Raw genomic sequence first — 19,877 nt, forward strand, 5'->3', positions numbered from 1 at the left:
CGGATGAGGGGCGGTGCCGACATCGGCAATTGGTTATATCCGGTTGACCGGATATACCGGCTTGCCGCCGCGCAGGACCGCTGCGACGTCGGCAAACACCTTGTTGCGAATCTCCGCGTAAGACTGGGTCGAGTAGTGTGCCGCGTGCGGGCTGACCAGCACGGTGTCCAGCGCCAGCAGCGGATTGTCGGGCGAAGGCGGCTCCTGCTCGAACGTGTCGATGCCAGCGCCCGCCAGATGGCCGCGCCGGATCGCGTCCGCCAATGCGACCTCGTCGACCAGGCCGCCGCGCGACACATTGATGAGTATCGCCCCTTCCTTCATCCGCGACAGGGCTTGTGCCGACATGATGTTTCTGGTCTCCGGTGTCGCGGGAACGTGCAGCGAGACGATGTCGGCCCTGGCTAGCAGCTCGTCGAAGCCGACCGGTTCGGCACCGCCGGCCGTAATGCGCTCTGCTGGCATATGCGGGTCGTAGGCGATGATATGATAGCCGAAGACCCGCGCCCGCTCGGCAGTCAGCCGCCCGATCTGGCCGAAGCCGATCAGGCCGAGGATCTGCCTGTCGGGCCGCGTGATGCCCGCGCCATCGGTCATTGCAGCCCAGCGGCCGGCGCGCACCGCGCTGTCGAACTGCTTCAGCCTGCGCGTCAAAGCCAGGATCAGGGCCATGGCGTGGGTGCTGACTTCAACCAGATTGGCATCCGGCACGTAGGTTACCTGAACACCGGCACGGCTGGCGGCCTCGAGGTCGATCGAGTCGAGCCCTACGCCGAACCGTCCGATGACCTTGAGCCCCTTCAGTTCCGCCAAAACGCGAGCCGTGATGGGCTCCCGCAATACCATCAATGCGTCAGCGTCGCGGCAGTGTTCGATCAGGGCATCTTCCGTGAGCAGCGTCTTTTCGACAAACTCGGCGCTCAAGCCGTCAAGGTAGCGCAGCTGCTCTTCCTCGACTGACAATACGCCGTCGGTCTTGATGATCTTCATGGCAAACTCTTGCTACGAGCCGCTGCGCGCCGAGGCGACACCGGCGGCAAGGCCGGCGCCAAGAAACATCGTGTCGCTGGCCAGCATGTAGAAACTGATGCCGTGCCGCGACCATTTGCCGACATCATCCGCCGAGGGGCGAAAGATGCCGACGGCCTTGCGGGCCGCGCGCGCCGCGCCCGCGATCCTGACGATGGCGGCATTGAGCTTGTCCTGGCCGGCCGGCCCCATGGCGTCGATCGAGACCGACAGGTCGCCGGGACCAATGAAGACCACGTCGACGCCGTCGACCTGGACGATGTCGTCGATATTGGCGAGGCCTTCGGCCGTCTCGACCTGGATGGCGACCGTCAGGACCTCGTTGGCCGATTTGAGGTAGTCCGGAATCCCGTAGCCATAACCGGCGGCGCGGCCCGGGCCGACACCGCGTGCGCCGACCGGCGGGTACCGGCAGGCCATGACCGCCATGCGGGCTTGCTCGGCCGTGGAGACGCGCGGCACCAGGACGCCCGACGCGCCGGCGTCGAGCGCGGCCGCAATCCACTCCGGCGTGTGGCCGGGAACGCGCACCATCGCGGGAACCTTGTGCACATCGGCGGCGCGAACCAGATCCTCGAGCCGTTCGCGGCCGATCTGCGAATGCTCCCAGTCGATGCACAGGAAATCGACCCCGCTCGCGGCCGCCACTTCGACCGCCACCGGATGCGGGATGGCGCAGAAGGTGCCGATGAGGCGATCGAGTGAGATACATTTCTTGCGAAAGTCGTACATGAAAACTCCAGAGATTTTTCGGCGTCGGCGAACTGTTCGCGTTATTTGCCGGTGGTCCGCGGCAAAGGATGCACGGCTTCCGTAGACATTGGAAAGTGTCGGCTGCCGCCTGAAAAGGGCGGGAAGGTCTTGTAGTCGGCGCGCATCTCCAGCCGCGCCGGTGATTGCAGTGCGTGCGTCAGCGCCGCGGGACTGTCGAACATGACCCGGTTGCGCTGCATATGGTCGACCCGCGGCCAGGGCAGCGAGCCGCACCAATCCAGCCGCGACAGAACCTCTATGTGGCGAATGCCGGGGAAGCCCCGCATCAATTGCGGATGATGCGTCACATAGTGATAGAGCCAGATATTCATGTCTTCGGCCGGCCCGGGATAGTGGACAAGATAGCTGCAGGGCAGCCCGGATGTCTTGACGCCAGCGTCGTCGACGGGAAACGAACGCACGCACATTGCCTGCTGCGTCGGCCTCGAACCGGCGATGCTCGACAGCATACCTGGTCCGGCAAGCGCCTGCAGATGGCCGGACGGCGCCAGCGCCGCCTCCATGTCTGCCAATTCGTCGAAATAGAGCTGGAAGCCAAAGACCGGCGGTGGACCATCGTTGTTGAACATGTCCGTCGCCACTTCGGGCAGATAGATGTTTGCAAGCGCAAGGCCCGGCGTTGACGCGATCACACGCCGCACTGCGTCAACGTCTTCACCGGCGATGGCCAAATTTGCGTCGCGGTCATCATGGAAGAAAGCGAGATAGGCAAAGCGCATCTGGACCACCTGCTGGGTTCGGCTAGATCAAATTCGGAAGGAAGAGGGCGATCTGCGGAAAGAGAACAATCAGCATGATCAGCAGAAGCGTCAGCGCGATGTAAGGCGCCGCTGACATGGCAACCGTTTTGAGCGATGTGCCTTTCGGCGCGACACCGATCATGATGAACAGCAGCAGACCAAAAGGCGGCGTGGTGAAGCCGACCTCGTAGGCAAGCAGCAGGATCAGCCCGAACCAGACAGGATCGTAGCCGAATTGCTGGGCGATCGGCAGGAAGATCGGCAGCGTGATCAGCATCATCGAGACCTGATCCATGAACATGCCGAGCAGCAGGATGACGAGCACCATCATGAGCAGCATGGGATACGGTCCAAGATCGTAGCCGACGATGAACTGGATAAAACCGTTCGACGCGCCGGAGAAGGCGAATATCTGCGAGAACGTCGTCGAAGCCGAGATGATCAGGAAGGTCATGCCGGTGACCTTCATCGCATCGTCCAGCGACTTCCAGACAACCGACCAGCTGAACCGTCGGTAGACAAACAACAAGGCGAAGACGGCGGCACAGCCGAGCCCTGCCGACTCGGTCGGCGTCGCTATCCCAAGGATGATCGTGCCGACCACCATGAACACGATGACGCTCATCGGAATGATGTTGACGGCGACCGCCCTCACCTTCTCGGCCGCGGGAACGGCAGGTACCGGATAGTGCGGCGCGGCGTCCGGATCGATCTTCGTCTGCGCAAAGATCAGCGCCGCGTACATGACAACGAGCAGCAGTCCCGGCAGAGCCCCCGCTATGAGCAGCGCGCCAACGTCAATCTGGGCAAGCGAGCCGAGCAAGACGGCCAGCGAGGATGGCGGGATGATGACGGCAAGGCTTCCGGCGCCAAGCACCGGCCCGTAGGCCATGTGCGGCTTGTAGCCCCGCTTCAGCATCTCGGGCACCATCAGCGAGCCCATCATGCCGGTATTGGCGAGGCTCGAGCCCGACAGCGCGGAAAAGATCGTGCCGGCGGCGAGAACGACATAGGCAAGACGTCCGCGCAGATTGCCGATGCACAGGTCGAGCGCGTAGATGACCTTCTCGCCGAGGCCGGAGCGGAAGAACAGGCTGCCCATAACGAGAAACATCGGCAGCGGAGCAAGCGCATAGGTCGATACAGCGTCGGAAAAGTTGGCGACCATCTGCGTCACGCCGATCGAACCGCCGAAGAACAGGTACAGCCCGATCACATTTGTGACGAAGAAAGCGAAGGCGACCGGCAGCCCAAGCCCCATTAACACCAGGATGGTGCCAACAAGCACGGCGAATGGAAACAGCCAGGCCACCGGTCAGAGCCCTTCCATTTCCAGCGGATCGAGCGTGTACAGCGTGTCACGGCCGAGCAAATATCTGAGCCATTCCAGCGCCGAGAGGTAAAAGGCGAGCATGATGGGCAGAAAGACCAGCCATTTCGGCATGTCGAAGCTGCGCGTTTCATATTCGCCGCCGGCAACGGCACTTGTCAGGGACGACAGAGCGACGCTGCCGAGGTAGAGGCTGACGCCGATGCAGGCGAGGTAGACCAGCTTTTCAAGGACCGCCCGTGCCCGCACCGGCAGCGTCTTGCGCAGGAACTCGACGAAGACATGGCCCTTGCTGTGGACCAGCCAGGGCATCGGCAGAAATGCCGCGTAGAGCAGGCCGTATTCCGTCGCCGATACCGCCCAGGCCAGCGGCCTCAGGCCCAGATTGCGGACGCACACATCAGCAACCACCGCGACGATGATGAGGCCAAGCACCACTTTTGCCGCCGCCGCCAGCGCCAGGCTCAGCTTCCCAACCGCTGCAAACAATCTGACCATGGCCGACCCTCATGTCCACCTTCGCCCCTTGGCCCAGCTTTGATGGAGGGCACACAGGGCACCCTCGGCTTGGGCTACTGGAAAAATTTCTTCAACTGGGCGATATTGGTGGGATCGCGTTTGGCCATTCTCGCCCAGCTCGCCTTTGTGGCAGCCGCCAGGAATTTGTCGCGGCCGGCGCCGGTCAAGCTGACAACCTTCTGCCCGCCGGCGATCATCGCCTGTGCCTGCTTTTCGGACTCGGCAAGATTGGCGTCATAGCTCGCGCGCTCGTATTCGACGGCCGTGTCGGCAAGCAGCTTCTGCGCCTCGGCCGACAGCGTGTCCCATTTGGCCTTGTTGATCGAGATCAGCACATCGGTTTTGAAGAATTGCGGGTCGACACGGTATTTGGTGAATTTGTCCCAGCCGAAGGACGCATAGCCAAATACGGTATAGGCATTGGCATTGACGACGCCGCGCTCGAGCGAGGTATAGACGTCCCCCGGCGCTTGCACGATCACCGTCGCGCCCAAGGATTCGAGGAAATCGCGATAGAGCGGTGACGAACGTATCTTCAAACTGCCCCAGTCAATGCTGCCTTCGCTATCGAGCTTGGGTTCGTCGACGGTGAAGACGTTGAAGCCCGAGCCCGCGTCGACATGCGCAAGCAGATGGGCATTGGCCTTCTTCTCGAAAATCCCGCTGACGAAGTCCCAGCCGCCATTCTCGCGAACCTCCCACGGCGTCTTCGTCGATGCGGAGAACACCTCGCCTTCGGGCACGAGTTCGAGGAACTGCCCTGCCGGTGTGTCGATCACGTCGATAAGGCCGCTCCTGAGCGCCGCGCCCTGCTGGATCGGCGGAATGACCTCCGGCCCGCCGCGGACGTTGATCTGGACCACGCCCTTGCCCTTTTCGTTCACCTTCTGAACGAATTTCAGGAAGCTCTGGGCGTAGCCGTTCTGCGTCGGCGTAAAATGCACGGCGTTGAGGACGACCTCTTCGGCCTCGGCGATACCCGCCACACCCGACATGATTGCAGCCAGAACAAGGGATTTCCAAATGCGCATTGCCGTACTCCCTTTGATGGTTCGTCCATTATCCGGCCCATGATCGGGCCGATCTGAAATTGCAATCGCTATGCCGCCACGCGAACGGCGGTTAACTGGCATCATCTCCTACTGTCAGGAACCGTCCATGCGCGTAGAAGACCGGCGATCGGTGAGCGCGGTCCAGTGCAACGCCTGAGACGATGCCGATGATGATCATGTGCGACGCCCGTACGATAATTTCGGCCACCCGGCATTCGAACATTGCCCGCGCGCCGACAAGCAAGGGCGCGCCGGTTTCGCCGCGCACCCATGATCCGGACGAGAAGCGCGCGGCGCCCTTGGCTTTGGTCATGCCGCCAAACGCACGCACAACATTCTCCTGGTCGCCGGCGGGAAGATTGACTGAAAAGGGCAAGCTTTCGCGAATGGCCGAGGCAAAGGTGCTGCCGCGGTTGACGCAGGCCAGCAGCGACGGCGGCTCGGCACTGAACGAGCAGAGAGCCGTCGCCGTGATGCCGCAAAAGCCGATCTCGTCATGCTCCGAGGCGAGGATGGCGACCGAGCCCGCCACGGCCCGCATCGCCTGCTTGAAGGCGCGCGGATTGACGGCGTCGTGCCCATCCACCCACGGCGTCGGAATGGCGGCCGCCGGCATCAATTTACTCGAAGCCCGGCCTGGCGCATCAGCGGCAGCACGCGGTCGCAGAAGAAGGGCAGTTCGTAGGTGTAGTTGACGAATGTGAGGGCGGCGCCGGAGTAACCCTGGTCCATGATCTTGGTGAGGTCGTCGACGATCTTTTCCGGCGTGCCGACGAGCGGGAACGTCCCGGCACCGCCGGCGAACCTTTGCCGATATTCGGTGAATGCCTTCGCGTCATGCGAGTTCGCGAATTCCTTCTTCTTGCGCATATGCTCGTCGACCGCGCCCTCGTCCGCGCATTCCAGCGCGTAGTGCCGGTAGTAGTCCTCGGCTTCCTGCTGGGTCTCCCGGCAAACGACGTGACAGACCGTATAGACGCCGACTTCGCGTCCGACCTCAGCCGCTCGGTTGGTGATGTCGACCACATGCGCACGGCCGTCGGCGATTTCAGAAAAAGTCGAAAACAGATAGTCGCAGTGGCGGGCCGCATAGTTGCGCCCCGGCGCGCCGAAGGCGGCGTTCATGGTCACCGGTCGCGGCGCCTGCAGGCTTGGCGGCCGGCTGACGACACCCTTCAGATCATAGAACTCGCCGCTGAAGTCGAACGGCTCCCTCGATTGATAGGCACGCACGATGATGTTGATCCATTCCTCGGCCTGATCATAGGTCCGCTCGCCGACCGTCTGCCCGAACATGGCGAACTCGTCCGGGTTCCAGCCGCAGACGATGTTCAGGCCGGCACGCCCGTTGGAGATGTGGTCGACCGTCGCCAGCGCTTTGGCAGCCTGCAGCGGATGAATCAGCGGCACATGCACCGTCATGAACAGGCCGATGTTTTCGGTGGCGACGGCAAGGCCCGCCGCCCAGGTGAAAGTCTCGAACGACCATTCCCGCACATGCGTCAAACCGCCGAAGCCGCGCCAGCGGGCGATCGGCAGCAGAAACTCGAGGCCGGCGCGATCGGCAATGCAGGCGGAGTTGAGGTTGTCTTCCCAGCGGGCGCGCCAGCGCTCGGGGACGGTGGTCATTGCCAGGCCGCCATCGGCGTTCATGGAAAAGACGCCGAGCTTGAACCTGTTCGGCCCTTTCAGCGGGTGCTGCTTCCTGATCATGATTTCCCCCGCTGCGACATGCTCTCACCTTCACCGCTGGAATTTTGAAACGGTGGGCTCAGCCTCATGAAACGCTCCTCGGCGTTCTGAATGAAGTGCGTCATGCGGTCGTAAGCGGCGACGGCGTCGCGCTTGACGAATGCCTCATAGATGGCACCCATGCCGACCATTATAACGGCCTGTGTCGGCTGGTGCGACAGCGTCCTTAAACGGACGACGAGCACGTGATCGGCGAAGCGGGCAATCGTTTGTGAAAGGCGCTGGTTCTCGACGGCACCGAGCCAACAATTCCTGAATGCCGAATTGGCCTGGAAAAAGCGGTCGGCATCGCCGGCGGCGGCCGCAGCCTCCGCCTCTCGAAGCGCGGCCGCCAGCGTCTTGAGGCCAGCGGCGTTAAGTGTCCGCGCAGCGTGCGCGGCCGCACGCGGCTCGAGCAAGCGGCGGACCTCGAAGATGTCGGCAACGTCCGTTGCGGTAAGTGTGGGCAGCGTGAAGCCGCGTGTGGTGCCGACGAGATAGCCCTCATGCACCAACTGCATCAAGGCGTCGCGCACAGGCATTCTGGAAATGCCGAGCTGGGCGGCAATGTCGACATCGACGAGCTTCTGGCCAGGCGCCAATTCGCCATGCTGTATGGTCAGCCGGATTTGTTGATAGACCTGGGCACGCAGATTGCCATCGCCAACCCGCTTGAGCTCTATCGTTTCCGTCATCCACGCCTTCCCATGCGAAGATTTCGTATATCGTTTGAGGCTGGTGTTCTCGCAGTGATCCGTTGAAATGCAGCTACATATCGATAGAATTCGACCTGCAGGCCATGTTCCAATGCGAAGTGGAGCACAGGCTGGACCGCCTGGCAAGGTGTTTTAAGTTTATAATGTATACTGTTTGAGTTCGCTGCCCGGAGGGCAGAGGATCGCGCCATCCGTGCTGCCACGCAGTGCGACGGCGGGGGACAGCTGGCGATTCGCGCGGTTCGGTAAAAAACGTACAGACATTTTTCCGTGACACATCCAAGCTGGCGGATTTAACTAAAATTACTTGCGATCTGCGCGCGCCGGCACGCCCACCCCGATCCCCTCGCCGGTGCGCATTACTGGATCGCCCGCCGTATCGAAAGGTGCGGCGGGCTTTTCGTTTCGTTTGGCGGGGAGGCGCTTATGCGAGACTTGCCCAGGAATATCGACGCTGATGTCGTGATAGAGATCAGCAAGCTGCTCGACGACCGGGCGAAGTCGGTGCCGGTGCCAGTCCATAAACTGGCAACGATGATCCGGCGGAGCATCGAGACCCGTCTGACCGATCAATCCATTGAGGAGCTGATCGTGGAAATGGCCGCGACGCGGGGACTTGCGATGCTGTTCGACTTGCCGATGGTCCCGGTAGCAAATCTCGACAACGTCGTGCCGATTGCCTTAGCGCGCCGTCCCCGCTGACCATTTCGCTCGAGTTCTACCGGTCTCCGCCTCGCTGCCCGACTTCACTTGTCCTCATGCGCGGGCCGCGTGTCGCCCTTCTTTTCGGGGTCGTGGGTATGGTGGCTATCGCGTTCGCCACCGCCGCCGGAGACCTTGCTGTGGTTGCGACGGTCGGAATCGGCCGGCGGCCTTTCGACGCTCAGCGGCTTCTTGGCGTTTTCGTGCGCGGCGCCGGGACCGCCCTGGCGGATGCTGGCAGGAGTTTTCTTCGACGTGGACATGGGCTAGCGATCCTGGACGTTGCCTTGATGGGTGGTGTTGACCTTCGTGTTGCCTTGCTGGCCCTGCTTGTCGGGATCCGGAGCGGTGGATTGTGGTGCCTGGTCGGCCGCTACCGGTTTTTTGTCACCGGCTCCCTTTGGGCTCAGATTTTTCGGCGGCACAGGGGGAGGTTTTGTGCTCATGGCGTGTCTCCTTCCGCCACCCAAAACAAGCGGCTCGGGAGAAAGGTTCCCGAGGGGTCCGATACGAACGGCGGTTGCCGCAACGAGCCGGGTCCACAGGCCGTGGCTTGGGCCGGCGGGAGGCCGGCACAATCGGGATTATTTCTTGATGATGTTTCCGTTGTTGAGATCGAAGGCCTGGGCACCGAACGCCTGCCTGAAGAAATCCTCCTGCAGATCGCCCCATTCGCCGAGATAGGCGCCGCAATTGCTGCAATATATCGGCGTCGAATCCTTCGGGTTGTCGGGAATCTCCATCAGGATCGTCCCGCACGCCTTGCAATCGAGCTTGTCATCCAAACGGCGGCCCATCGGCCAATAATTGCGCGTTTTCAGCCGCGCGCCAATTGTCGTTTTCGTACGAAACTGCGAACGGTACGTTTTTCACCTGCAGGCGGGGCAGTAGGCTAGCGGTCTGCCGGATTTCCGAAGGCCGGATCGCGCCGCCTCGAATACGTCCTGACCCGCGGCAACTCATCTGGAAAGTCGACCCAGGGCAACCTCATGTCCCAATATGCGTGGGCCTGTGGCGGAACCCGTTCGGGGTGATCGAGAAAGCCGATCGCCAGATAGAGTTCGTCGGGCAGGCCCTGGTCGACATAGCCAATCGATGTCCCGCAATCCGCGCAGAAGGACCGGAGGACGCCGGGGGTCTTCGAAAAGGTCTTCGGTGTGCCGGTGAGCAACGTGAACTCGGAAGGGCGATAGCCGACCCACACCGTTAGCGGGCTTCCTATCGCCTTGCGACAGTCGTCATCGTGATCGGAGCAAACCCAGAACGGCTCGCCGCGCATCTCTGCCGTTATGGCGCCGCAAAAACAGGAACCCGTTTCAGTTCGTGGCATTGGCTAACTTCATTGCTGGACTCGCCTTCATTGCTGGCCCGGCATTTCGGTATTTTCCTTCGGGTTCTTCTTGATGCCTGCGGCAGGCGAGGTCTCGGCCGGAGCATTGCCACCCTGGTTCTGCTCAGGGGCTCTTTTGAGCGGCGACGTTTGCCAGCCCATATCGCCGTACAAGAAGCCTATGAGAAAGCCGACGATGATGATGGCCGAAATCACCATCGCAATTAACGCGTTACGTCGCTCCATTTGGCACGGCTCCTTTCTTCGAGCCGAACAAACCATGACGGAAATGGTTCCGGTGGCACGGCGCGGAGCCGGCCGGAACATTCAGCCCTACGGCGGGTTCGTATGAGTGCGCTTCTACAGGGAGTGGCTTGCATGAGACCCGCCGTAACCGATCGCATCGAAACCAAGAAATACGACCACCCGACAGGCGGCTGGGGATCGCTCAAATCCCTGGTCCGCAAGGCGCGAGGCGAAGGCCTGCTATTGTCCGGGATATGGAGCACGCTGCTCAAGCAGAACAAGGCCGACGGCTATATGTGCGTGTCCTGCTCATGGGCAAAGCCGGCCCAGCCAAGGCCTTTCGAATTCTGTGAAAACGGCGCCAAGGCGACGATGTGGGACCAGACCAAGCTGCGCTGCGAACCCGCATTCTTCGCCGAGCATTCGGTGACGGAATTGCTCGATTGGCCGGACCACGATCTGGAGAAGCAGGGCAGGCTTACCGAGCCCATGCGCTACAACGCCGCCGTCGACCATTACGAGCCGGTCTCCTGGGACGATGCGTTCCGCGACATAGCTGCCGAATTGCGGCGGCTCGATCCCAAATCGGTGGTGTTCTACACATCCGGCCGCGCCTCGCTCGAGGCCTCGTTCATGTACCAGCTTTTTGCGCGGATCTATGGGTCTTCGAACCTGCCCGATTCGTCCAACATGTGCCATGAATCGACCTCGGTCGGCTTGCCGGAATCGATCGGCTCGCCGGTCGGGACCGTGCAGCTCGAAGACTTTGCGAAATGCGACATGATGTTCTTCTTCGGGCACAACACCGGGGTGACGGCGCCGCGCCTGCTGCATCCGCTGCAGGAGGCACGCCAACGCAACGTGCCCGTCTTCACTTTCAATCCCTTGCCCGAGCGGGGACTGAAGCGCTTCAAAAACCCGCAAAACCCCATCGACATGCTGTCACCCGGACCGGGAACCAAAATGTCCAGCGATTACTTCCAGGTTCGTTCGGGCGGCGACATCGCCGCGATGACCGGCATCGCCAAAGCGTTGCTGGCGCTCGACGATGCCGCCCGCGAAAGCGGCAGGACGCGCATCCTCGACATTGCTTTCATCGCCGACCACACGCACGGCTTCGCCGAGTTCGAAGCCTTCCTGCGCAGCACCCAATGGGCTGATATCGTCGCGCGATCCGGCATTGCGCAGACCGATCTGGAACATGTCGCCGAGGTCTACAGCCACGCCAACGCGGTGATCGGCAACTACGGCATGGGCCTGACCCAGCATCGGCACGGCACTGAGAACGTCCAGATGCTGTGCAATCTTTTGATGATGCGCGGCAATATCGGAAAACCCGGCGCCGGCATTTCGCCGCTGCGCGGCCATTCCAATGTCCAGGGGCAGCGCACCGTCGGCATATCGGAAAAACCCGAGCTCGTCCCGCTCGACAAGTTCGCCGAGTTCTACGCCTTTGAGCCGCCGCGCGAGAAAGGTCTCGATACGGTCGAGACGTGCGAGGGCGTCATCGGCGGATCGGTCAAGGGCTTCGTCGGGCTGGGCGGCAATTTCGTGCGGGCCGTTCCGGAAACCGGCCTGGTCGAGAAGGCCTGGCGTGGGCTCGACCTGCATGTCGAGATCGCGACCAAGCTCAACCGCAGCCACCTGATCGCCGGCCGGACAACCTATTTGCTGCCTTGCCTGTCACGGCTGGAAAGAGATCATCAGGCGAGCGGCGACCAAAGGGTGTCGGTAGAGGATTCCACAGCCTGTATCCACGGCTCGTTCGGATCGCGACCTCCGGCTTCGCCGCATCTGCTTTCCGAGCCCAGGATCGTCGCCGAACTTGCCAAGGCGACGGTGCCGGGCAGGAGTTCGATCCCGTGGGATGAGTGGGTTGCGGATTATTCGCGCATCCGCGACGAGATCGAGCGCTGCTATCCCCAACATTTCCGCGACTTCAACAAGCGCTTCCTGACGCCCGGCGGCTTCCATCGCGACATCAAGGCGAGCAAGCGGGTCTGGGAGACGCCGAACAAGAAGGCCAATTTCAAGCTGCCAAGCGGCCTTGAAACCGACCCTGACATCGATGTCGCCGGCCGCGATGTGCTGACGCTGATCACGGTGCGCTCCAACGACCAGTTCAACACGACCGTCTACGGCTACAACGACCGGCTGCGCGGCATCAGCGGCACACGCATGGTGCTGTTGATGAATGAAAAGGATATCCAGCGCCTCGGTTTGAGCGCGGGACAGGAGGTCGATCTCGAAGCCAATGCGCGCGATGGCGTGGAGCGCCGCGTGCACGGGCTGCGCATCACGCCTTTCTCGGTGCCGGAGGGCAATTGCGCCGGTTATTATCCCGAGCTCAACCCGCTGGTTCCTTTGTGGCACAGAGCCGAGAAGGCTCATGTTCCGGCAGTCAAATCGGTACCGGTGCGGATCTTGCCATAGGCGTGGCTCGCAGGAGGAATCTTCGGCATCGCGCAGATATGGCCGGCAGCATCGTCGAAAACTGTGGAGCAAACCAATGCAAAACGGAAAACTCGCTGTCGTCACTGGCGCCTCGAGCGGCATCGGCAAGGAACTTGCCAGGCTGTGCGCCAAGAACGGCTACGAGCTCGTCATTGCCGCCGACGAGCCCGCGGTCCGGCAAGCCGCGGAAGCGCTTGGATCGCACGATGTGGCGGTCGAAGCCATTGAGGCCGATCTTGCGACCGTCGAGGGCGCCGACCGGCTGATGGCAAAGATCGGCGACCGGGACATCGACCTTCTGCTCCTCAATGCCGGGCGCGGACTTGGCGGCGGCTTCGTCGACCAGGACTGGGGCAAGGTGCGCCGTGTCATCGACACCAACATTACCGGGACGGTGTATCTGGCGGATGGACTGGCCGGCAGGATGGCGCGGCGGGGCAGCGGCCGCATTCTGTTCACCGGCTCCGTTGCCGGCTTCATGCCCGGCACCTTCCAGGCGGTCTATAACGCTACCAAGGCATTTATCGATTCCTTCGCGATCGCCCTCCGGCACGAATTGCAGGATACCGGCGTCACGGTGACGGTGCTGATGCCGGGCGCCACGCAGACGCGGTTCTTCGAACGCGCCGAGATGATGGACACCAAGATCGGGGCCGACGAGAAGGACAATCCTGCCGATGTCGCCAGAGTAGGGTACGAGGCCATGATGGCCGGTGAGGAACAGGTCGTCGCCGGCTGGAAAACAAGCTGCAAGTGGCCGCCGCCCACGTCACACCGGCGGGCTCGTTGGCCGAGCAGCATCGCAAGGTGGCTGAACCAGGCTCGGCTTCCAGAAGCTGACCGCAGGAACGCGCAGCCCGATCTGACCGGCGGAACATTTCTGCGGGGCATCAGTTCGACCGGCAGGCCGCTCGAAACGCGCCCCAGTCGGCAGGAGCAAATCATGAAAGCCCTCACTTGGCACGGCAAAGGTGACATACGCTGCGAGCAGGTGGCCGACCCTGCCATAGAGGATGACCGCGACATCATCATCAAGGTTACCTGCTGCGCCATATGCGGCTCCGACCTGCATCTGATGAACGGCTACATGCCGACCATGGAGGCTGGCGACGTGCTCGGGCACGAGGCGATGGGCGAAGTGGTCGAAACCGGCCGCGGCCATTCGAAATTTAGGAAGGGCGACCGGGTCGTGGTGCCGTTCAACATCTCGTGCGGGGAATGCTGGTTCTGCAAAAACGGCCTTTTTTCGCTGTGCGACAGGTCGAACCCCAATGCCGAGCAGGCTGCCAAGGTGATGGGCCAGTCGCCGGCCGGCCTGTTCGGCTATTCGCATCTGGTCGGCGGCTATTGGGGCGGCCAGGCGCAATATCTGCGTGTCCCCTTCGCCGATGTCGGGCCGGTCAAGGTGCCGGATGGGATGGAGGACGAGCAGGTGCTGTTTTTGTCCGACATCTTCCCGACCGGCTACATGGCGGCGGAGAATGCCGGCATCGAGAAAGGCGACACGGTCGCGATCTGGGGCTGCGGCCCGGTCGGCCAGTTCGCTATCCAGAGCGCCTGGATGCTTGGCGCAGAGCGGGTGATCGCGATCGACAAGGTTCCCGAACGCCTGGCTATGGCGCGCAATCAGGGCAAGGCTGAAACCCTCGATTTCAGCAATTCCGACATTTACGACGCATTGATGGAGATGACCGGCGGGCGCGGCCCGGACCGCTGCATCGACTGCGTCGGCACCGAATCCGATCCTGGCGCCAGCTTCGACGCTATGCTCGACAAGGCCAAGGCCGCGGTCTATCTCGGCACGGACAGGCCGCACGTGCTGCGCGAGGCCATTTATTGCTGCCGCAAGGGCGGCACCATCTCGGTGCCCGGCGTCTATATTGGCCTGGTCGATCAGATCCCGTTCGGCGCGGCGATGAACAAGGGGCTGACCTTCCGGATGGGCCAGACCCATACGCAACGGTATCTCGAGCCGCTTCTGGCCAAGATCCAGAACGGCGAAATCGATCCATCCTTCGTCATCACCCACCGGGCCGGTCTCGAAGAGGGTCCGGACCTCTACAAGGCCTTCCGCGACAAGGAAGATGGCTGCATCAAGGTGGTAATGCGGCCGAATGCCTGAGTTGGTCGGTCGCAAACCACCGAAAGGGAAAAACATGGCTGACGAGCGATCCACATCGAAGCCGGCGACGCGGCAGCCAAACGCGGAAGGATTGCCGCATCCGCGGCGAGATGCCAGCGACACGGATGCCGGGGCAAAGCCGGCGACCCCGAACACCGCCGGCGCCTCGAAGTCTTCAGATACTCCGCTGGACAACCCGGTGGCGAACCGCAATGCCGGCCGGCGGCGGCAGGCCGGCACCACGCCGCGCCCGACCGACAAGCCGCTGGATTAAGAGACGGGCCGCGGATTGAAAACGCGGGGCGCCGGGTTGACAGTATCTCAGCAGGCTCGCGCGAGTTCATCCACGGCATTCAGGATCGCACTCTGGCTCGCCGGCTTCTGCACGATCCTGCAGGTGCGGAACCCGGCCGGAATTTCGCGCTCGCCATACCCGGAGAGGAAGGCGAACGGCACGCCTCGCCCCCGCAATGCTTCCGCAATCGGATAGCTGGTTTCGTCGTTCAGCTGGATATCCAGCAGCGCCGCGTCGATGCCGCCTTCGTCGATGAGCCGAAGCGCGGCCATCACTGAGGAAACCGGTCCGACCACCTGATGGCCGGCTTTGTGCAGGTAGGCCGCCGCGTCGTCGGCGATCAGCCATTCGTCTTCCACGATCAGCACGCGCATCTGTCCGGTCACGACGAGCCCTCGCGGGTCAGAGGGAATGCGATTTCCGCCTCCAAACCATTTGAGTGGAAACTTGTTTCAACCTTTCCGCCAAGCCGGTAGCCGATTTCGCCACGTAGGAGGGTAAGGCCGAAACCGCTGTCGGTTGGCTCCTTGATGCGGGGGCCACCCTTCTCGCGCCAGGTGAGCCTGAAGGTTCCGTCTGCGACCGACCATTTTACGACTATCCGTCCGGCAGGTTTCGACAGTGCGCCATATTTAGCGGCATTCGTCGCCAGTTCATGGATTGCCATGCCGAAGGAAAGCCCTTGTACCGGCTTGAGGCTCACCCGTTTGCCATGGAGTTCGAACCGTTCGGCCCCGAAGGGATCGAGTTCCTGGCGCAGCAGTTCCTCCACGGAAGCTTCGGTCCAGCTTTCCCGCGAGAGCAGACTGTAGGCTCGTGACATCGCCTGCAGCCGGCCGATCAAGGCGTCGGCGAACTCGTCTTTCGACGCCGAGTTTTCACGTGTCCGGTTGGTGATGCTGGCGACGACCGCCAGCATGTTCTTGACGCGATGGTTCAGCTCCGAGATGAGCACCTGCTGACGCTCTTCCGCCTGCGCCAGTGTCGTCACGTCGATCAGCGTCACGACGACGCCCTGGATGCCGCCGCTCTTGTCCCGATAAGGGTTGATCCGAACCAGGTGGAACCGGCCCTTGTCGTCGCGCGCAAGATGATGGTTCAGGGTTTCTCCGGTCTCGAACACCGCCTCGATGTGCCGCTTCAACTCGGGGTAGTCGAGCTGGCTCGAAAGATCGGTCAGCGGCCGGCCGACATCGGATTGACGCAAGTTGAAGAAGGATGATGCCGCGGGAGTGAACGTCCGCACCACAAGGTTGCGGTCGAGGAAGATGGTGGCGATTTCCGTGCTTTCGAACAGGTTTCTGAGGTCGCTGTTGGCGCGGTCAAGCTCCTCTATCTTGCCGGTCAGCTCCGCGTTAATTGTGTTGAGCTCTTCATTGAGCGACTGCATCTCCTCCTTCGAGGCCTCAAGCTCCTCATTGGTCGACTGTGCCTCTTCATTGACGGAGACGAGTTCCTCGTTCGAAGACTTTACTTCCTCGAGCGCCGTTTCGTATTCCTCGATGGTCGATTGCAGCCGCTCGCGCGTGTCCCGCAACTCCCGTTCGAGATCGGCCGCGTCATCGGTGCCGCGGTTTTCGCGTGCCGGCTCGGAGCGCATCCGGGGCTGTGCCACCGAATTGAACAGGACGAGGTAGAGGGGCTCGCCATTGCCACGTTCCGTGTATGGCTCGACCGTCAGTGTAATGAACTGAAGCTGTCCGTCATCTTCCTCGACCGCTATGTTCTCCCGCACGACCGTGCGGCGCGTCGTGGCTGCTTCCCGCAACGCGGCGCGCAGCTCAAGTCTCAGCCCGCGGCGGGCCAGGGTCAGCAACTGCCGGCTCGGGGCGCCTTGCGGCGCTTCCAGATATTTGCCCGTCCGCGCCGAATAGTAGACGATGTCGCCATCGCCATTGACCAGAACGTGAGGCGGGGCGAACCGCTCCAGCACCTGAGCCTCGATCGCCTGGCGCAGTGAATGGCTGGCGGCATCCTTCTTCGAGCCGCCGCGTCCGACCGGAAGGGCACCCGTGCGGCCATTGCCGATCAGGACCAGCGGCCGAGGCGTGGCATGTTCCCGCGCCTGGAATATCCGCTGCTTCTTGTCGACCGTGGCGAAAAGGTCGCCGTGCTGACCGACGCTTTCCGAGGTGCCGAGGAACAGATAACCGCCCGGCCTCAGTGCGTAATGGAAGATCGGAATCACCCGGTTCTGGATCTGCGGACCGAAATAGATCAGCAGGTTGCGGCACGAAATCATATCCATGCGGGAGAAGGGCGGATCGCGGATAATGCTGTGCGGCGAAAAGATACACAGTTCGCGCACCTCTTTGCCGAGCACATAGCTCTCGCCGTCGCTGTGGAAAAAGCGTTGCCTGCGCTGTGGCGAAAGCCCGTGCAGCAGCGCTTCGGGATAACGCGCCGCACGCGCAACGGCGAGCGCCGGCTCATCGATGTCGGTCGCGAACAACTGGACACGCGGCGGAGCGGAAAGTTTCTCGATGCGCTCGCGCATCAGCATGCCGATCGAGAACACCTCCTCGCCGGTGGCGCAGCCGGGCACCCAGACACGCACCGCATCGGACGCGTTCCTGCCTTCGAAAATCTGCGGTATGACCTTTTCCTCCAGCAATTTGAACGCTTCGGCGTCGCGAAAAAAGCTGGTGACGTTGATGAGCAGGTCGCGAAACAGCTTCGCCACCTCGTCCGGATCCCTTTTCAGCCGTTCTATGTACGTGGCGATCGACTGCAACTGCGTGATCTGCATGCGCCGCTTTACGCGACGCAAAAAAGTCTTGGTCTTGTAGCCGGAAAAGTCGTGACCGGATTGGCTGCGCAAAATGGCGTAGATTTCATCGCGGGCCCGATCCATCTCGGCCTTTTGATCGTCGTCCGCTTCGGTCAGTCCGTTCAGCACATCGAAGCCGCGCACAAACGCCTGAAGCTTTGCCCCGATCTGCTCGGCGGGCGCCGCTATGTCGATCAAGCCGCTCGAAATCGCACTCTGCGGCATGTCCGGATTGCGCGGGCCGGAACCGTTGGAGGCCTGGGCAATGGTCAGCCCGCCATGCTCCTTGATTGCCCTGGCGCCGAGCGTGCCGTCCGAGTCGCCACCCGACAGGATAATGCCGACGGCATACTCGCCCTGGTCCTCGGCCAATGCGCTGAAGAAAATGTCGATTGGCTTACGCTCGCGGTTGAGCGTGTTGGGCCGGCGCAGCGAAAGCGCGCCCTTACGGATGGTGAGGACGACGTTTTGCGGCATCACATAGACTTGGTTGGGTTGGACCGCCACGCCCTCCTCGGCCACGACCACCGGCATTTCGGTGTAACGTCGGATGACCTCATGCAGCAGGCTTTCCCGCTCTGGGCTGAGATGCGTGACGACGACGAACGCCATGCCGGTGTCACCGGTCAGTCCTTTGAACAGGCCCTCCATCGCGGGAATGCCGCCGGCCGATGCGCCGACGCCGACAATGGGAAATGTTCCATTCTGGGATGCCACGCCAAGCCCCTGGTAACCGCCGCGAACACGAAGCCGTCAAGTCGGGCCTTAGACCCAAATCGCGCCTCAGATTAAGACCGGGCTGAGCCTCAGGCCAGCGAATAGTCCATCAACGGAACAAAGTACCGCCGGTGGGCATTAACATTTTACTTTGGAGGCGGTTCCAATGGCAAAACGATCCCCTGAACTAAAGCCGGCCAAGCGAATCCTGTTGCCGTCGCCGGATCTGACCAAGTTCCCGATATCTGAAAACATTCCGCCTCGCCTGCTGGCGCTCGCGGAACGGTTGCAAGAGGTGCTGGCGCGCCACTTTGCAGAAGCCCGCGCCGACAAGCGTAGATCCCGCAGAAAGAAGGAACAATGAGGTGCGCGACCTGCAAGGCTTGCATATCCTGATCGTCGAGGACGAATGGATGCTGGCGGGAGATCTTGCACGTTACTTCAGCAAGATGGGCGCCGTGGTGCTTGGCCCAGTAGCGACGGTCGAACAGGCATCGAAACATACGGATGAGGCGGAAGCCGCGATCCTGGACATCAATCTCAACGGACGACGTGTATTTCCGATCGCCGACGAGTTGGTGCGCCGCGGCGTGCCGTTCGTGTTTTTCAGCGGCGATGAAGACATCGTTATTCCTGAGCGGCTTCGGTATGCCAGCAGCCTCCGAAAATCCTCCGACGCCCAGGCTGTTTTCGATGCTCTCTTCCCAGCCGAGACGTCGGCATCGAAAGCAGGCGGAGCGTCCGAGCCCTCGGACGACGTATTTTCGCTGCTGCCTAAGCTCAGGCTCGCGGCGCGTCTGCTGCTGGGAGATGTGGAGGCCTCCGACCGGCTGGTCGAGCGGACGCTCGAGCAGGCCATCGGCGAGATCGACAAGAGACGATCCGGCTCCTCCACCGAGGATTGGCTCAACGGCATCATGCGAAATATCGTCAAAGCACGTGGAGCAAATCTGCTGCATTGACCATGGCCGCTGTTTGCCGCGACCCTATTTCCGGCTGCGCTCGACGAATTTGTTGAAGCGGCTGGTTTTTCCGCCGCTGGTCTCGTCCTGGTAGAGGAAGGCCAGTTCGTTCTCATCGAATATCCTGAAGAACTCGTCCCACTCGACGGGCTCGAACGTCTCTTCAGGCTCGCCGAAGTCGATGCGCAGTATGCCGCCCTCGCCCTTGGTGCGCACCACGGCCGGCCGACCGTCGCGATCCTCGGCCCAACGGCGGATTTCATCATGATCGGTGGTCGTCTTCGATTCAGACATCGCAATCTCCCTTCGATTCCACCGCACACCGCGAGATCCCGGTCTGCCTTCGTACAACCAGCAGATGCATCGCCGGCCGGCATGTGCGCGCGGT

The 19,877-nt window shown here is 61.9% G+C and carries 23 protein-coding genes and 1 pseudogene; 7 read left to right on the forward strand and 17 right to left on the reverse strand.

Translation table 11 applies throughout. The annotated features are described in order from the left end of the window. Positions 1-33: 33 nt before the first annotated feature. The 9 genes from AC0L2P_RS08785 to AC0L2P_RS08825 form a co-directional block, all read right to left on the reverse strand. Entirely contained in the window at positions 34-990 is a 957-nt protein-coding gene (locus tag AC0L2P_RS08785) for a C-terminal binding protein (protein WP_473500828.1), read from the reverse strand. A 12-nt stretch (positions 991-1,002) separates the two neighbouring features. Beyond that, on the reverse strand, positions 1,003-1,761 hold the full coding sequence (locus AC0L2P_RS08790) for an HpcH/HpaI aldolase family protein (protein ID WP_473500829.1): 759 nt from the start codon (positions 1,759-1,761) through the stop codon (positions 1,003-1,005). 41 nt (positions 1,762-1,802) lie between these two features. Then, positions 1,803-2,522, reverse strand: a complete 720-nt coding sequence (locus AC0L2P_RS08795) for a hypothetical protein (RefSeq protein WP_473500831.1) — start codon at positions 2,520-2,522, stop codon at positions 1,803-1,805. 22 nt (positions 2,523-2,544) lie between these two features. Further along, on the reverse strand, positions 2,545-3,855 hold the full coding sequence (locus AC0L2P_RS08800; protein WP_473500833.1) for a TRAP transporter large permease: 1,311 nt from the start codon (positions 3,853-3,855) through the stop codon (positions 2,545-2,547). A gap of 3 nt (positions 3,856-3,858) precedes the next feature. Beyond that, a complete protein-coding gene (locus AC0L2P_RS08805; protein WP_473500834.1) occupies positions 3,859-4,371 on the reverse strand; it encodes a TRAP transporter small permease in 513 nt (170 codons plus the stop codon). 74 nt (positions 4,372-4,445) lie between these two features. Continuing rightward, on the reverse strand, positions 4,446-5,423 hold the full coding sequence (gene dctP, locus AC0L2P_RS08810; protein ID WP_473500835.1) for a TRAP transporter substrate-binding protein DctP: 978 nt from the start codon (positions 5,421-5,423) through the stop codon (positions 4,446-4,448). A gap of 91 nt (positions 5,424-5,514) precedes the next feature. Next, complete coding sequence (locus tag AC0L2P_RS08815; protein WP_473500836.1) at positions 5,515-6,060, reverse strand: flavin reductase family protein; 546 nt, start codon at positions 6,058-6,060, stop codon at positions 5,515-5,517. Further along, positions 6,060-7,154, reverse strand: coding sequence for an LLM class flavin-dependent oxidoreductase (locus tag AC0L2P_RS08820; protein WP_473500977.1), 1,095 nt, complete (start codon positions 7,152-7,154; stop codon positions 6,060-6,062). The genes AC0L2P_RS08815 and AC0L2P_RS08820 overlap by 1 nt, the downstream gene beginning before the upstream one ends. Beyond that, the gene (locus AC0L2P_RS08825; RefSeq protein ID WP_473500837.1) at positions 7,154-7,870 is read right to left on the reverse strand and encodes a GntR family transcriptional regulator; all 717 of its coding nucleotides are present in this window, start codon (positions 7,868-7,870) and stop codon (positions 7,154-7,156) included. The genes AC0L2P_RS08820 and AC0L2P_RS08825 overlap by 1 nt, the downstream gene beginning before the upstream one ends. 447 nt (positions 7,871-8,317) lie before the next feature. On the opposite strand from AC0L2P_RS08825, the gene AC0L2P_RS08830 reads away from it, so the two are divergent. Continuing rightward, positions 8,318-8,593: a hypothetical protein gene (locus tag AC0L2P_RS08830; RefSeq protein WP_473500838.1), complete on the forward strand. Its 276-nt coding sequence runs from the start codon at positions 8,318-8,320 to the stop codon at positions 8,591-8,593. A gap of 44 nt (positions 8,594-8,637) precedes the next feature. Here the strand turns inward: AC0L2P_RS08830 and AC0L2P_RS08835 are convergent, their stop codons facing one another. The 5 genes from AC0L2P_RS08835 to AC0L2P_RS08855 form a co-directional block, all read right to left on the reverse strand. Then, on the reverse strand, positions 8,638-8,856 hold the full coding sequence (locus AC0L2P_RS08835; protein ID WP_473500839.1) for a hypothetical protein: 219 nt from the start codon (positions 8,854-8,856) through the stop codon (positions 8,638-8,640). A 3-nt stretch (positions 8,857-8,859) separates the two neighbouring features. After that, the gene (locus AC0L2P_RS08840) at positions 8,860-9,039 is read right to left on the reverse strand and encodes a hypothetical protein (protein ID WP_473500841.1); all 180 of its coding nucleotides are present in this window, start codon (positions 9,037-9,039) and stop codon (positions 8,860-8,862) included. A gap of 138 nt (positions 9,040-9,177) precedes the next feature. Further along, positions 9,178-9,336, reverse strand: a complete 159-nt coding sequence (locus AC0L2P_RS08845) for a hypothetical protein (protein ID WP_023716639.1) — start codon at positions 9,334-9,336, stop codon at positions 9,178-9,180. 149 nt (positions 9,337-9,485) lie between these two features. Next, on the reverse strand, positions 9,486-9,923 hold the full coding sequence (locus AC0L2P_RS08850) for a GFA family protein (protein ID WP_473500842.1): 438 nt from the start codon (positions 9,921-9,923) through the stop codon (positions 9,486-9,488). Between the two features lie 27 nt (positions 9,924-9,950). After that, on the reverse strand, positions 9,951-10,169 hold the full coding sequence (locus AC0L2P_RS08855) for a hypothetical protein (RefSeq protein WP_023716637.1): 219 nt from the start codon (positions 10,167-10,169) through the stop codon (positions 9,951-9,953). A 132-nt stretch (positions 10,170-10,301) separates the two neighbouring features. On the opposite strand from AC0L2P_RS08855, the gene AC0L2P_RS08860 reads away from it, so the two are divergent. The 4 genes and pseudogenes from AC0L2P_RS08860 to AC0L2P_RS08875 all read left to right on the forward strand — a co-directional run bounded on the left by AC0L2P_RS08860 (position 10,302) and on the right by AC0L2P_RS08875 (position 15,019). Then, on the forward strand, positions 10,302-12,602 hold the full coding sequence (locus tag AC0L2P_RS08860) for an FdhF/YdeP family oxidoreductase (protein ID WP_473500843.1): 2,301 nt from the start codon (positions 10,302-10,304) through the stop codon (positions 12,600-12,602). 76 nt (positions 12,603-12,678) lie between these two features. After that, positions 12,679-13,236 (forward strand): annotated as a pseudogene (locus AC0L2P_RS08865) (SDR family NAD(P)-dependent oxidoreductase); the annotation flags it as partial. Between the two features lie 330 nt (positions 13,237-13,566). Then, on the forward strand, positions 13,567-14,745 hold the full coding sequence (locus AC0L2P_RS08870) for a zinc-dependent alcohol dehydrogenase (RefSeq protein ID WP_473500978.1): 1,179 nt from the start codon (positions 13,567-13,569) through the stop codon (positions 14,743-14,745). A gap of 34 nt (positions 14,746-14,779) precedes the next feature. Next, complete coding sequence (locus AC0L2P_RS08875; RefSeq protein WP_473500844.1) at positions 14,780-15,019, forward strand: hypothetical protein; 240 nt, start codon at positions 14,780-14,782, stop codon at positions 15,017-15,019. Positions 15,020-15,066: 47 nt separating this feature from the next. Here AC0L2P_RS08875 and AC0L2P_RS08880 read toward each other — a convergent pair whose 3' ends face one another. Next, positions 15,067-15,426, reverse strand: a complete 360-nt coding sequence (locus AC0L2P_RS08880; RefSeq protein ID WP_473500845.1) for a response regulator — start codon at positions 15,424-15,426, stop codon at positions 15,067-15,069. After that, entirely contained in the window at positions 15,423-18,527 is a 3,105-nt protein-coding gene (locus tag AC0L2P_RS08885) for a CheR family methyltransferase (RefSeq protein ID WP_473500847.1), read from the reverse strand. The genes AC0L2P_RS08880 and AC0L2P_RS08885 overlap by 4 nt, the downstream gene beginning before the upstream one ends. Positions 18,528-18,693: 166 nt before the next feature. Between AC0L2P_RS08885 and AC0L2P_RS08890 the strand changes: the two genes are divergently transcribed. Both AC0L2P_RS08890 and AC0L2P_RS08895 read left to right on the forward strand, forming a co-directional pair. After that, entirely contained in the window at positions 18,694-18,891 is a 198-nt protein-coding gene (locus tag AC0L2P_RS08890) for a hypothetical protein (RefSeq protein ID WP_473500849.1), read from the forward strand. Position 18,892: 1 nt separating this feature from the next. Beyond that, complete coding sequence (locus AC0L2P_RS08895; RefSeq protein ID WP_473500851.1) at positions 18,893-19,489, forward strand: response regulator; 597 nt, start codon at positions 18,893-18,895, stop codon at positions 19,487-19,489. A gap of 24 nt (positions 19,490-19,513) precedes the next feature. Here AC0L2P_RS08895 and AC0L2P_RS08900 read toward each other — a convergent pair whose 3' ends face one another. Beyond that, on the reverse strand, positions 19,514-19,783 hold the full coding sequence (locus AC0L2P_RS08900; RefSeq protein ID WP_352467978.1) for a hypothetical protein: 270 nt from the start codon (positions 19,781-19,783) through the stop codon (positions 19,514-19,516). Positions 19,784-19,877: the final 94 nt, after the last annotated feature.

It is taken from the genome of Mesorhizobium sp. WSM4836, assembly GCF_055811815.1.

Bases quoted from the DNA above. Each gene is read 5' to 3' on its own strand.
- AC0L2P_RS08830 (WP_473500838.1), top strand. From the start codon at position 8,318: ATGCGAGACTTGCCCAGGAATATCGACGCTGATGTCGTGATAGAGATC.
- AC0L2P_RS08850 (WP_473500842.1), bottom strand. From the start codon at position 9,923: ATGCCACGAACTGAAACGGGTTCCTGTTTTTGCGGCGCCATAACGGCA.
- AC0L2P_RS08890 (WP_473500849.1), top strand. From the start codon at position 18,694: ATGGCAAAACGATCCCCTGAACTAAAGCCGGCCAAGCGAATCCTGTTG.
- AC0L2P_RS08845 (WP_023716639.1), bottom strand. From the start codon at position 9,336: ATGGAGATTCCCGACAACCCGAAGGATTCGACGCCGATATATTGCAGC.
- AC0L2P_RS08805 (WP_473500834.1), bottom strand. From the start codon at position 4,371: ATGGTCAGATTGTTTGCAGCGGTTGGGAAGCTGAGCCTGGCGCTGGCG.
- AC0L2P_RS08840 (WP_473500841.1), bottom strand. From the start codon at position 9,039: ATGAGCACAAAACCTCCCCCTGTGCCGCCGAAAAATCTGAGCCCAAAG.
- dctP (WP_473500835.1), bottom strand. From the start codon at position 5,423: ATGCGCATTTGGAAATCCCTTGTTCTGGCTGCAATCATGTCGGGTGTG.
- AC0L2P_RS08795 (WP_473500831.1), bottom strand. From the start codon at position 2,522: ATGCGCTTTGCCTATCTCGCTTTCTTCCATGATGACCGCGACGCAAAT.
- AC0L2P_RS08825 (WP_473500837.1), bottom strand. From the start codon at position 7,870: ATGACGGAAACGATAGAGCTCAAGCGGGTTGGCGATGGCAATCTGCGT.
- AC0L2P_RS08860 (WP_473500843.1), top strand. From the start codon at position 10,302: ATGAGACCCGCCGTAACCGATCGCATCGAAACCAAGAAATACGACCAC.
- AC0L2P_RS08785 (WP_473500828.1), bottom strand. From the start codon at position 990: ATGAAGATCATCAAGACCGACGGCGTATTGTCAGTCGAGGAAGAGCAG.
- AC0L2P_RS08900 (WP_352467978.1), bottom strand. From the start codon at position 19,783: ATGTCTGAATCGAAGACGACCACCGATCATGATGAAATCCGCCGTTGG.
- AC0L2P_RS08855 (WP_023716637.1), bottom strand. From the start codon at position 10,169: ATGGAGCGACGTAACGCGTTAATTGCGATGGTGATTTCGGCCATCATC.
- AC0L2P_RS08790 (WP_473500829.1), bottom strand. From the start codon at position 1,761: ATGTACGACTTTCGCAAGAAATGTATCTCACTCGATCGCCTCATCGGC.
- AC0L2P_RS08815 (WP_473500836.1), bottom strand. From the start codon at position 6,060: ATGCCGGCGGCCGCCATTCCGACGCCGTGGGTGGATGGGCACGACGCC.
- AC0L2P_RS08870 (WP_473500978.1), top strand. From the start codon at position 13,567: ATGAAAGCCCTCACTTGGCACGGCAAAGGTGACATACGCTGCGAGCAG.
- AC0L2P_RS08835 (WP_473500839.1), bottom strand. From the start codon at position 8,856: ATGTCCACGTCGAAGAAAACTCCTGCCAGCATCCGCCAGGGCGGTCCC.
- AC0L2P_RS08875 (WP_473500844.1), top strand. From the start codon at position 14,780: ATGGCTGACGAGCGATCCACATCGAAGCCGGCGACGCGGCAGCCAAAC.